This window comes from Mesorhizobium sp. M8A.F.Ca.ET.181.01.1.1 (assembly GCF_004792025.1).
GTDB lineage: Bacteria > Pseudomonadota > Alphaproteobacteria > Rhizobiales > Rhizobiaceae > Mesorhizobium.
On sequence record NZ_SRTV01000011.1, the window covers coordinates 14,654 to 26,729 of the forward strand.

The window sequence follows — 12,076 nt, forward strand, 5'->3', positions numbered from 1 at the left end:
ACCGCCAAAAAAAGAGGCCGGAAAAATTCCGGCCTCTTTTTGTTTCTTGCGTCCTGTGCGTCAGCTCGGCAGCGCCGGCATCAGCTTCGGATCCGGCTTTTCCGCCAGATGCGGCAGGTCCTTGCTGGCGATGAAGGTGTAGAACATGGGCACGACGAACAGCGTGAACATGGTGCCGACCAGGATGCCGGTGAAGATGACGAGGCCCATCGAATAGCGGGCCGCGGCACCGGCACCGCTGGAAACGATCAGCGGCACCACGCCCAGCGCCATCGCGGCCGTCGTCATGAGGATCGGCCGCAGGCGCACCTTGGCCGAGGCGATGATGGCGTCACGCCGCCGCATGCCATGCAGTTCTCGCTGCTGGTTGGCGAATTCGACCAGCAGAATGCCGTGCTTGGTGATCAGGCCGATCAGCGTGATCAGTCCGACCTGGGTGTAGATATTGAGCGTGCCGAGGCCCAAATTGAGCGGCACGATCGCGCCGAAGATCGACAATGGCACCGCCATCATGATGATCAGCGGATCGCGGAAGCTTTCAAACTGCGCCGCCAGCACCAGATAGATGACAATGACGGCCGCGCCGAAAGCGATCAGGATCGTGTTGCCCTGTTCCTTCTCCTGCCGGGACTGGCCGGAATAGTCGATGAAGAAGGTGTCGGGCAGGCTCTCCTTCGCAATGTCCTCGAGGACTTTCAAACCGTCGCCGGTTGTGACACCGGGCAGCGGCAGCGCCGAGATCGTCGACGAATTCAACTGGTTGAACTGCTCGATGGCCGCCGGCGAGGCATTGTTCGAAATCGTGACCACGGCCGACAGCGGCACCATCTCGCCCGTCACGCTGCGTACGAAGTATTGGCCGAGCTTTTCGGGATTGTCGCGGAATTCCTGCGGCACCTGCGGAATGATGTCGTAGCTGTTGGAGTCGCGGTCGAACTGCGCCACTTCAGCGCCGCCGACCAGCAGCGTCAGCGTGCGGCCGATATCGGCGATCGGCAGGTTGAGGGCGGCGGCGCGGTCGCGGTCGATAGTCACCGTCACCTGCGGCGCATCATAGGCCATCGAATTCTGGACGACGATGAAGCGGCCCGAGGCCTGCGCCTTGTTCTTGATCTTCTCGGCTTCCTCGAACACCTGAGCGGAATCGCCGGTCGAGCGCACCACCATGGAGATCGGCAAGCCGCCGCCGGAGCCTGGTAGCGTCGGCGGCGCGAAGACAAAGGCCTGGACACCCGCCACCTTGGCGATACGAGCCGTAATGTCGGCCTGCAGTTCCTTCGAATTGCGCTTCCGCTCCGCCCAATCCTTGAAGGCAAAACCGACGAAGGCGCTGTTGGTCGTGCCGCCGAACGCGACGGCGGAGAACTGCGCCCGTGTTTCGGGGATATCCTTCACCAGGCCCAGGATCTGGTTGACGTAGGTCTCGGTGTAATCGGAGGTCGCATAGCGCGGCCCCGTCACCAGCGAGAGCAGGAAGCCCTGATCTTCTTCCGGCGCCAGTTCCGTCGAGGTCTTGGTGAACATGAAGCCGGTCACGCCGACAAGCGCCAGCACAATGAGCAGCGTCAGCGGGCGATAGTTCAAAGACCCCGTGACGGCGCGCTCATAGACGTGCTCGACACGCGAGAAGGTGCCGTCGACGATGCGCTGGAAGCGGCCGGCATTGCCGGGCTTCAGGAGGCGCGCCGACATCATCGGCGTAATGGTGATGGCAATGACGCCAGACAGCACCACGGATCCGGCAAGCGTCACCGCGAATTCGCGGAACAGGGCGCCGGTCAGGCCGCCGGTGAAGGCCAGCGGCGCGAACACGGCGGCCAGCGTCATGGTCATGGCGACGATGGCCGACGCGATCTCGCGCATGCCGCTGAAGGCCGCTTGCATGGGCGGCATGTGGTCTTCTTCCATGTGGCGGTGGATGTTTTCCACCACCACGATGGCGTCGTCGACGACAAGGCCGATCGCCAGCACCATGGCCAGCAGCGACAGAAGATTGATCGAATAGCCCACCGCGAACAAAAGGAAGCAGACGCCGATCAGCGACAGCGGGATGGTGATGATCGGCATCATCACCGAGCGGAACGAACCGAGGAACAGCAGGATGACGACGACGACGATGGCAACCGCCTCGCCGATGGTCTTGAACACCTCGTCGATCGAGGCGCTGATCTGACCGGTCGCGTCGTAGACGACCTCGATCGTCATGCCTTTGGGCAGCGTCTCCTGAATCTGCGGGACGAGCTTGGTGAGCGCGGCCGCGGTGGTCAGCGGATTGGCCGCCGGGGTTGGGAAGATGGCGAGGAAGGTGCCGGGCTTGCCGTTGAAGGAGACCCTTGTGTCGGTGTTGGCGGCGGCGAGTTCGACGCGAGCCACATCGCGCAGGCGCACTACGTTGCCGTCGGTCGAACGTAGCGGTAGAGCCGCGAACGCCTCGGGCGTCTGCAGCGTCGAGCGCACCGTGATAGAAGAGACGACATATTCGTTCTGGGTGTTGCCGGGCGCCGACAGGAAGTTGGAGTTGTTGATCGCCGTCAGCACCTCGGCAGCCGTCACGCCGCGGGCGGCGAGCCTGACCGGGTCGATCCAGACGCGCATCGAGTATTCCTGGGCGCCGAAGATCTGCACGTCGGCGACGCCTTCGACCGTCGACATGCGGGGCCTGATGACGCGCTCGATATACTCGGTCAGCTGCTCCTTGGTCATGTTCGGATTCTGCATCGAGATGTACATCATCGCGAACTGCTGACCCGTACCCTTGACGATTACCGGGTCCTTGGAGGCGTCCGGCAAGGTGCCGCGCACGCCCTGGACCTTGGACAGCACTTCGGTCAGCGCCACGTCGGGATTGGAGCCGAGCTTCATCTGCACCGTCACGGTGCTGGAGGACGGACGGCTGGACGAGGTGACGTAGTCGATGTTCTCGGTCGAGGCGACGGCGCGCGCGATCGGGGCGGAGATGAAGCCCTGGATCAGGTCGGCGCTGGCGCCCGGATAGGCCGTCGTGATGGTGATCGCCGTTTCGTCGACCTTTGGATACTGCCGGATCGACAGGTTGAAGATACCCTGGAACCCGAGCAGCAGGATCATGCAGGCAAGGACCGTCGAAAGGACGGGCCGGCGGATGAAGAGATCGGAAAAGCTCATTGCTGGTCGGCCTGTTTGTTCGCCGATTTGGTCGGATCGATCGTGTTGTCGACGTTGACGGACATGCCGTTGAAGAGCCGGTTCTGACCCGCGGTGACGACCTCGTCGCCGGCCTTCAGACCCTCGACGATCTCGACCATGCCCTGATTGTGGCGGCCGGGCTTGACGAAGACCTGTGACAGGACCAGCGCCGGCTTGTCGGCTTCCGCCGCCGGCTTGGCCGGATCGGCCGGCTTGGCGGCGTCGGAAGCGGCCTTGTCCGCTGGCTTGGCTGCGTCTGCGAGCTTGGCTTCAGCAGCCGGCTTCAGGGCTTCGGCTGCCGGTTTCATCGCGTCCGCCGGCTTGGCGTCCGCAGGCTTGGCATCCGCCGGCTTGTCGGTGGCCGCCGCGGCTGGCTTTTCCTCCGGCTTGGCTGGCTGCGCGGGGGCCGCCCCGGCGGGTTTGGCCGGCTGCACCACGAAGATGTAGTCGCCATAGAGGCTGGTGGTCAGCGCCGTCTGCGGCAGTGACAGCACGTCCTGCTCCTCGGGCAGCTCGACACGCACCTGCACGAACTGGCCAGGGGTCAATCTGCCTTCGGGATTGGCGACTTCCGCCCGGATGTTCACCAGCCGGCTGGACGGGTCGATCTTGGGGTCGATGCCACGGATTTTGCCGGCGAAAGGCATGTCGCCGCCGCCCTGGCCAAGCCGAACGGTCTGGCCGATCTGGAGCAACGGCAGCTGCTGTTCGGGAACCGAGAAGTCGACCCGCATCGTGTCCAGATCCTGCAAGGTTACCACGGACGTGCCGGTCGCTAGGTACTGGCCGAGATCGATCTTGGGGATGCCCACCGTGCCGCTGAACGGCGCCCTCAGCTGCTTCTGGTCAAGCACCGCCTGCAGCTTGTTCACCTGCGCGGCGGTGGCCGATGCCGTCGCCCGCGCTGTGTCGAGCGTAGCTTCCGCATTAACGCCGCGCTTCTGCAGTTCGACGGCGCGCGTCAGCGCCGTCTCGACGAGCGCCACTTGCGCCTTCGTCGCTTCGAGATCGGCCCGCTCGACGGCATCATCGAGCTGCAGCAGGACCGCGCCATCCGCAACCTTCTGGTTGGCATGGAAGAGGATCTCCTTGACGATGCCGGCGGTTTCGACAGTCAGGTCGACGCCACGCACCGCGCTGACAGTACCTATGGCCTCGACGCCCGGCGTCCAGTTCGACGGCTTGGCGATGGTCGTCGACACGGTCGCCGCCGGCGGCTTCATGGTGGCGAAATACTGCTTGATGCCGTTGTCGCGCAGGAAGTTGAAGCCGACGATGCCGCCGACCACGATGACGAGCACGGCAAGGACCACAATAATGAGAAATATACGGAGTATGCGCTTGAACAAGGAAGTCCCCTCAGTCGAAATCCGGCGCGAAGCGCGGACATCGGGACACATATCGACCGCAGGTCCCGATTTCAAATAATGGCGGTCTTACTGTACCGTCTGGACGGTCTTGTCAATTGGGCCTAAGCTTGCTTAGGGAGGCGCCATGAGAGCCCAACGACCGAATTCGCGCGAGAAGATTCTCGCCGCGGCGGCTGATGTTGCCCGGGAATCCGGGCCTGGTAGCCTGTCGCTTGATGCCGTCGCCAGCCGCGCCGGCGTGTCGAAGGGCGGACTGCTCTACAATTTTCCCACCAAGGCCAAATTGATGCAGGGCCTTGTCGAAGGTTATCTACGCGATTTCGAGCAAGCGCTGGAATCGGCGAACAGCAACGACAACGACAAAAATCCCCTCGCCGTCTATATCAAGCTGTCAGCGGAGGATTGCGAGGAAAAGCAGCCGTCCGCATCCTGGATCTTTTCGGCGATCGCCGAGGATCCCGATTTCATGACGCCGATAAAGACATTCAAGCGGCAGCTTTTCGAGCGCCTGAAAGGCGAGACGCCGGACCTCAAATCGCTGCTGGTCTGCTATCTCGCGATCGAAGGACTGCGCAGCATGAACCTGTTCGATTCCGACGTGCTGTCGAAGGACGAACGCGAGCTTTTGGTATCCTCACTTCTCGATATCGCCAAATAGGCTGCCTGGCCGGCGAAGACGCCGCCGCAGCCGTCGTTCAGTCGACGGCGCGTTCGATATCCCGGCGCAGGACGATCGCGGTTGTCAGGTCCTCGACGCCGCCGAGAGTGGCAACGAGGTCGCGCAGTGTGTTGAGGCGGTCGATCGACGGTACTTCGACCTCGACGATGAGATCGAGCTGGCCGCTGACTGATGATACCCGCCGGACCTCCGGATAGCGCGCCAGCTGGTCGAGAATGCCGATCGACGGCGTGCGGATGAGCGTTACCAGCAGAAAGGCGCGGATCAACCCTGGGTCCAGTTGGCCGATATCGGCCCGATACCCTCTGATAACGCCGCTCTTTTCCAGCGAGGCAACCCGTTCGCTCGTCGCGCTGCGCGACAGGCCGATGCGCCCCGCAAGCGTTTTCAGCGGGATGCGCGCCTCCTTCGACAGGATGCCGAGAATGTCCCTGTCCTTGGCGTCCAGTTCCTTCATTGCGCGCGCTCCATACGGTTCCGTCAATGTGCCGGTCAATGCGGTCATTGTGCCGGTATAACCGACGCTTTGCCGGATGCCCGATTTTCTGGCCCATGCCAAGCTTGACAAATCAGATCCGGATTGCCCGATGACCAACGTCTCATACCCAGCGCCTCAAATCTCGCAGACCGAGGCCGTCGATATCGCAACGCGGCACTTCGGCATTGCCGGCAGCGTCACACCGCTCGACAGCGAACGCGACCGGAATTTCAAGCTGACCGCTCCAGACCAATCGCTCTGGATCCTGAAGATCGTCAACGCCAGCGAGCCGCTCGTCGAAAGTGAATTCCAGACCGCGTTGTTCGATCATCTGGAGCGCCATAGTCCGGACCTCGCCGTGCCGCGTCTCAGGAAGACGGGGCGGGGCGCTTCGCTGGCCCATACAAAAGTGCCGGGCGGCGAAGATCATGCCGTGCGCCTGGTGTCATGGCTTCCCGGACGGCCGCTGGCCGAGAGCACGTCCAGTCCGGCGCTGCTGGAAAGCCTGGGCGGCGCGCTTGGCCGGCTCGATCGTGCCCTGCAAGGCTTCATCCATCCCGGCGCATTGCGCTCTTTCGACTGGGACATTCGCCAGGCAGGTGCCGCGCGGCAACGCCTTCACCACATTGACGACGAACAGGACCGCGCCTTGCTGGAGCGGTTCCTCGATCATTTCGATGCCGAGGTGGCGCCCCGGCTGTCGGCATTGCGGGCGCAAGTCATTCACAATGATGCCAATGACTGGAACGTGCTCGTCGATCTCGAAAGGCCCGAGCGTGTCGCCGGGCTGATCGATTTCGGCGATGCGCTGCACAGCGTGCTCATCGCCGAGGTTGCCGTCGCCTGCGCCTATGCCATCCTCGATGCAGAGGATCCGATCGGCGCCGCCGCCCGTCTCGCCGCCGGCTTCCATGCCGAGTATCCATTGCGTGAGGAAGAACTCGACCTGCTCTTCGATCTCATTGCGATGCGTCTCGTCACCTCGGTGACGCTGTCGGCGGCACGCAAGGACCGCACAGCCGACAATCCCTACCTGTCGATCTCGGAAGCACCGGCCTGGCGGCTGTTGCGTCGTCTGGGCAGGATGAACCGGCGCTTCGCGACGGCGATCCTGCGCCATGCCTGCGGCTTCGAAGCCGCCTCCGGAGCGCGCGCCGTGACAGGCTGGATCGCGGCCAACCGCACGCAACTTCTGCCGATCCTCGACCGTCACCCGGCGACGCTTGCCAAGGCGCTCGTGCCCTATGGCGATCCGCAAAATCCGATGACGGTGACGTCGGCGACACAGCAGCCCGACAAGGCGACCGAATGGTGGGATGCCTATTGTGCCGAACATGGCGTCGCGCTCGGCATCGGTCCCTGGGGCGAGGCTCGCACCGTCTATACCAGCGACATTTTCGAGTCGCGTTTCGTCGAAGGCGCGCGCCGCGCTAACCATCTCGGCCTCGATCTTTTCATGCCGGCGGGCACACGGCTCTACACGCCGCTCGCCGCGACCGTCAGGAGCGTCGAGATCGAGGAGGATCCGCTCGGCTATGGCTGTCTCGTGGCGCTGGAGCATGTGCCGCCGGGCTGCCCGCCTTTCGTCACGCTGTGGGGGCACATGGCGCATGAGGCTGGGCGGCGGCTGAAGGCCGGCGACCGGCTTGAAGCCGGCGCGCTCGTCGGCGAGATGGGTACGCCGGCGGAAAATGGCGGCTGGGCGCCGCATCTGCATTTCCAGATATCGACGGATACGAGCCTTGCCGCGCGCGACATCCTTGGGGTCGGCGAGGAGCGCTATCTCGACGTGTGGAAGGAATTGTTTCCCGATGCCGCGGACCTTGCCGGAATTCCGCCCGAAACCTTCCGCCAGAGCGGCCGGTCGCGTCCAGAGATCGTCGCCGCACGCAAGGCGTCACTGCTGCCCAATCTCTCCATCTCCTATTCCGAGCCGATCAAGTTCGTGCGCGGCGAAGGCGCCTGGCTGATCGACGATCGCGGCCGCGCCTATCTCGACTGCTTCAACAATGTCTGCCACCTTGGCCATGCGCATCCCGATGTGGTCGAGGCGATCGCGAGGCAGGCGGCCAAGCTCAACACCAACACCCGTTATCTGCACGATGCCATCGTCACCTATGCCGAGCGGCTGACGGCGACGCTGCCCGCCGGCCTGTCGGTGGCGTCCTTCGCCTGCTCGGGCAGCGAGGCCAACAGCCTGATGCTGCGCATGGCGCGGGCCCATACCGGGCGCAGCGAGGCGATCGTGCTCGACTGGGCCTATCACGGCACGACGCAGGAACTGATCGACCTCAGCCCTTACAAATACAAGCGCAAAGGCGGCAAGGGGCGCCCGGCGCATGTGTTCGAAGCGGTCATTCCGGACAGTTACCATGCTCCGGCGGAGTGGCCGGAGGGCGAGCATGCAAAGCGGTTTGCCGAGAGCGTCACCGAGCAGATCGCCGATATGGCGAGACAAGGCCGCGCGCCCGGCCTGTTCCTGGCGGAATCGATCCCCAGCGTCGCCGGCCAGGTGTTCCTGCCCGGGGGATATCTCAGGGAAGTCTACGCGATGGTGCGTGCCGCCGGCGGCATCTGCGTCGCCGACGAGGTGCAGGTAGGCTTTGGCCGTGTCGGCAGCCATTGGTGGGCTTTCGAAACCCAGGGGGTGACGCCCGACATCGTCACCATGGGCAAGCCGATCGGCAACGGCCACCCGATGGCGGCCGTGGTGACGACCACGGAGATATCAGCCTCGTTCAACAACGGCATGGAGTATTTCAACACCTTCGGCGGCAATCCGGTGTCCTGCGCGGCCGGGCTCGCGGTGCTCGACGTCATCGAGCGCGACGGGCTGAGGCGCAATGCGCTGGAGATCGGCGACTATCTCATGGCGCGCTTCAAGGCGCTGCAGGCCCGCTACGAGATCATCGGCGACGTGCGCGGCCAGGGGCTGTTCCTCGGTATCGAACTGGTCGAGGACCGCAAGAGCAAGAAACCTGCGACCGCCCTTGCCCGCCGCATCAACGACGGGGTTCGGGCACGCGGCGTACTGATCGGCACCGAAGGGCCGCATGACAATGTGCTGAAGATGCGCCCGCCGATGATCTTCAGCAGGGCCAATGCAGATCATCTGGTCGGCGTTCTCGATGAGACGTTGGCCGCGGTTCTGGCGGAACGGGCTTAGGACGACACCGCGCAAGGAGGCGCGCGGGCGGAATTCAGGATCAACGATTTCAGGAACGTCCGGCGCGTCACGTGCCGGCGGGAGGAGAGGCTTTGCCTCATCAAGGGAGGAAACCATGAAACATGCAATCGTCAGCGCGCTCTTGCTCGCATCGGCCACTTTGCCGGCCAAGGCGGACACATTCGACATCGTCAAGCAAAGGGGATCGATCATCTGCGGCGTCAGCCAGGGCGTCGCGGGCTTTTCGGCGCCCGACGACCAGGGCAAATGGAGCGGCTTCGATATCGATTTCTGCCGCGCGGTCTCGGCCGCCGTCTTCGGCGACCCCGACAGGGTGAGTTACGTGCCGCTGTCGACCAAGGAGCGCTTCACGGCGCTGCAGGCCGGCACCGTCGACGTCCTGTCGCGACAGTCGACCTGGTCCTTGTCGCGCGACACCGGCATGGGCATCCATTTCGTCGGCGCCGCCTATTATGACGGCCAGGGCTTCATGGTGCGCAAGGATCTCGGCGTGGACAGCGCGCTGAAGCTCTCAGGCGCCACGGTCTGCGCCGAACAAGGCACGACGACCGAGCAGAACGTCGCCGACTACTTCACCGCGCACCAGATGAAATACGAGGCGGTCGTCATCGATTCCGCCGACAGCATCATCAAGGCGTTCGATAGCGGCCGCTGCGATGTCTACACCACGGACGCCTCGGCGCTCTATGCGCAGCGCCTGAAGCTGACCGATCCCGCCGCGTTCACGGTGCTGCCGGACATCATCTCGAAGGAGCCGCTCGGCCCAGCCGTGCGCAAGGGCGACGACAAGTGGTTCGACATCGTGCGCTGGACGCTGTTTACGCTGATCGAGGCGGAAGAGGACGGCATCACGCAGGCCAATGCGGAAGCCTCGCTGAAGTCGCAGAATCCGACGATCCGCCGGTTCCTCGGCGTCGAGGGCGACAATGGCAAACAGCTCGGGCTCGACCCCGCATTCGCCTACAATATCGTCGCCAAGGTCGGCAATTACGGCGAGATGTTCGAACGCAATCTCGGCCAGTCCAGCCAGCTGAAAATCGCGCGCGGCATCAATGCGCTGTGGAACGCCGGCGGCCTGATGTACGCGCCGCCGGCGCGCTGACCCCTGCCGGCGAACCGGGTGCCCCAGGTCCGCGCCCGGCGATGCTCGCCGATGTGAAAGGGGGGTGATGCGCGACCTCGACGCATTGCCGCCTCCACCGCTCTTGGTCATGATGGTCGGATAAAAACGTTTTTATTCTTCTTGAAAACGTTTTTATCCGATGATACGGATGCCGACCTGAGGAATGGGTCGCCGTTGATGGCAGAGAACAGAGAACCCGAACGCCGAGAGTTTTCGCCAACGATCAAGACGTTGGCTGCCCACACCGGCTATTCGATCGCCACCATTTCCAAGGCGCTGCGGGGATCGCCGGTCGTCGCGCGGCCGACAAGGGATGCCATCGTCGCCGCCGCGCGGGAACTGGGCTATCAGGCGAATGCGCGGGGCATGGCGCTGAGGACAGGCAAGACCTATCGGGCCGCGGTGCTGATGCCGATAACGTCCGCCGTCGGCTATGAATGGGACGGTGTCGAATACACGCAGATCCTGAGCGGCATAAGCCAGGCGCTGGAAGACAGCGACTATCAGCTGTCCGTGCACGGCTTCCGGAGCTTTGGCGATGCCTTCGACATCGCCCGCCGCATCGTCGACCAGAGCGCGGCCGACGGCCTGATCTTTTCCGGCGTGCTGGCCGATGATCCCCGTATCGACATGCTGTTCGAAAGCGGCTTTCCATTCGTGTCACTTGGCCGTTGCCGCAAGCCCCTCGTCTACGCCCATGTCGATGTCGACAATGAATGGGCGGCGTTCACCGCCACGGCGCGGCTGATCGCGGGCGGACATGAGCGTATCGCCCTGATCAACGCGGATCGGCGTCTTTCCTATGCACTGGACAGGATCGATGGATTTTCGCGGGCTTTTCATGAGGCGGGTCTTGCCGCGTCGATCGACCTCGTGGCCGACGGCGATCTGTCCACCCGCTTCGGCCGCGACAGCGCGCTCAGGCTTCTTGGCTTGCCCAATCCGCCAACCGCCCTGGTCTGCATCAACGAATCCACCACGCTGGGCGTCCTGTCGGCGCTGGGCAGCCTTGAACGGCGCGTCGGGGTGGATGTCGACGTCATCGCCTATGACGACATCAACGTCAGCGCCTATTTCACTCCGCCGATCACGACGTTCTACCAGCCGATCGAGCTTCTCGGCCGCAAGCTCGGCGAGTTTCTGCTGCGGCGCATGGCGGGCGAGGACCCGGCGGAACTCGCCCTGGTGTCGAGACCCGAACTCATCGGCCGGCAGCCGGACAATCTAGGCGGGCGAAACCGCAGTTAACCATCAAAATGGGAGGAAGAGCATGAAGAAAATCCTGATCGGGCTTGCGCTTGCGCTGCTGACAGCCGGCGCTACCAGCGCCGCCGACCTGGGCGGCAAGGTTCTGAAGGTCGGTTCCGACACCACCTCGCCGCCGATGGAAAGCGTCGACACGGCGACCGGCCAGATCGTCGGCTTCGACGTCGACGTCCTGAAGGCGGTCTGCGGCAAGATCAACTGCAAGGCCGAATTCGTCACCACCGGCTGGGACGGCATCTTCGCCGCCCTCGACCAGGGCAGTTTCGACCTGGTCGCCTCCGGCGTCTCCATCACCGACGAACGCAAGAAGGCGATGGATTTCTCCGACCCTTACATCGTCAACAGCCAGGCCGTGCTCATGCGGGTGGAAGACGAGGGTCTATCCCTCGATGACTTCAAGGCGAAAGGCAAGAAGCTCTCGGCGCAGGCCAACACCACCGACGCGCAGGTCGCTGAAAGCATTGTCGGCAAGGACAATGTGGTCGCTTACGACAGTTTCGCGGCCTCGGTCATCGCGCTGAAGAACAAGGACGTCGACGGCGTTGTCATCAACGGCGCCAATGCCGCCGCCTATGAAAAGGAATTCGCCGGCGAGCTGGTCGTGCCGATCAGGAATCTCCAGTCCGATCCTCTCGGGCTGGTCTTCCGCAAGGGCGACGAGAACATCGCCGCGTTCAATGAAGGGCTGAAGGCGATCAAGGCCGACGGCAGCCTCGACGCGCTGATCGCCAAATACTGGGGCGCAAAATAGCCGCTTGAAGGACTTCGGCTCCGGCGCCTGGCGCCGGAGCCATGGGAACGGGAGGAC

The 12,076-nt window shown here is 63.7% G+C and carries 8 protein-coding genes; 5 read left to right on the forward strand and 3 right to left on the reverse strand.

Features of this window, described 5'->3' with window-relative positions:
- Positions 1-60: 60 nt before the first annotated feature.
- Both EN824_RS28935 and EN824_RS28940 read right to left on the reverse strand, forming a co-directional pair.
- Positions 61-3,144, reverse strand: coding sequence for an efflux RND transporter permease subunit (locus EN824_RS28935; protein WP_135863051.1), 3,084 nt, complete (start codon positions 3,142-3,144; stop codon positions 61-63).
- Positions 3,141-4,514 (reverse strand): efflux RND transporter periplasmic adaptor subunit, encoded by a 1,374-nt coding sequence (locus tag EN824_RS28940; RefSeq protein WP_127278765.1) that lies wholly within the window; start codon positions 4,512-4,514, stop codon positions 3,141-3,143. The genes EN824_RS28935 and EN824_RS28940 overlap by 4 nt, the downstream gene beginning before the upstream one ends.
- Positions 4,515-4,659: 145 nt before the next feature.
- Between EN824_RS28940 and EN824_RS28945 the strand changes: the two genes are divergently transcribed.
- Positions 4,660-5,193 carry a TetR/AcrR family transcriptional regulator gene (locus EN824_RS28945; protein ID WP_127278764.1) on the forward strand — a complete coding sequence of 178 codons (534 nt, stop codon included), beginning with the start codon at positions 4,660-4,662 and terminating at the stop codon, positions 5,191-5,193.
- A 37-nt stretch (positions 5,194-5,230) separates the two neighbouring features.
- Here EN824_RS28945 and EN824_RS28950 read toward each other — a convergent pair whose 3' ends face one another.
- Entirely contained in the window at positions 5,231-5,671 is a 441-nt protein-coding gene (locus tag EN824_RS28950) for an Lrp/AsnC family transcriptional regulator (RefSeq protein ID WP_127278763.1), read from the reverse strand.
- Between the two features lie 130 nt (positions 5,672-5,801).
- On the opposite strand from EN824_RS28950, the gene EN824_RS28955 reads away from it, so the two are divergent.
- The 4 genes from EN824_RS28955 to EN824_RS28970 all read left to right on the forward strand — a co-directional run bounded on the left by EN824_RS28955 (position 5,802) and on the right by EN824_RS28970 (position 12,019).
- The gene (locus tag EN824_RS28955; RefSeq protein ID WP_127278762.1) at positions 5,802-8,858 is read left to right on the forward strand and encodes an aminotransferase class III-fold pyridoxal phosphate-dependent enzyme; all 3,057 of its coding nucleotides are present in this window, start codon (positions 5,802-5,804) and stop codon (positions 8,856-8,858) included.
- Positions 8,859-8,973: 115 nt separating this feature from the next.
- Entirely contained in the window at positions 8,974-9,981 is a 1,008-nt protein-coding gene (locus tag EN824_RS28960) for an amino acid ABC transporter substrate-binding protein (protein ID WP_127278761.1), read from the forward strand.
- 198 nt (positions 9,982-10,179) lie between these two features.
- Positions 10,180-11,250 (forward strand): LacI family transcriptional regulator, encoded by a 1,071-nt coding sequence (locus tag EN824_RS28965; protein ID WP_135863049.1) that lies wholly within the window; start codon positions 10,180-10,182, stop codon positions 11,248-11,250.
- A 22-nt stretch (positions 11,251-11,272) separates the two neighbouring features.
- Positions 11,273-12,019 (forward strand): transporter substrate-binding domain-containing protein, encoded by a 747-nt coding sequence (locus EN824_RS28970; RefSeq protein WP_135863048.1) that lies wholly within the window; start codon positions 11,273-11,275, stop codon positions 12,017-12,019.
- Positions 12,020-12,076: the final 57 nt, after the last annotated feature.

What these genes read in the sequence shown, in the direction of transcription:
- EN824_RS28935 (WP_135863051.1), bottom strand. Translation starts at nt 3,144, where the DNA reads ATGAGCTTTTCCGATCTCTTCATCCGCCGGCCCGTCCTTTCGACGGTC.
- EN824_RS28945 (WP_127278764.1), top strand. Translation starts at nt 4,660, where the DNA reads ATGAGAGCCCAACGACCGAATTCGCGCGAGAAGATTCTCGCCGCGGCG.
- EN824_RS28950 (WP_127278763.1), bottom strand. Translation starts at nt 5,671, where the DNA reads ATGAAGGAACTGGACGCCAAGGACAGGGACATTCTCGGCATCCTGTCG.
- EN824_RS28955 (WP_127278762.1), top strand. Translation starts at nt 5,802, where the DNA reads ATGACCAACGTCTCATACCCAGCGCCTCAAATCTCGCAGACCGAGGCC.
- EN824_RS28960 (WP_127278761.1), top strand. Translation starts at nt 8,974, where the DNA reads ATGAAACATGCAATCGTCAGCGCGCTCTTGCTCGCATCGGCCACTTTG.
- EN824_RS28965 (WP_135863049.1), top strand. Translation starts at nt 10,180, where the DNA reads ATGGCAGAGAACAGAGAACCCGAACGCCGAGAGTTTTCGCCAACGATC.
- EN824_RS28970 (WP_135863048.1), top strand. Translation starts at nt 11,273, where the DNA reads ATGAAGAAAATCCTGATCGGGCTTGCGCTTGCGCTGCTGACAGCCGGC.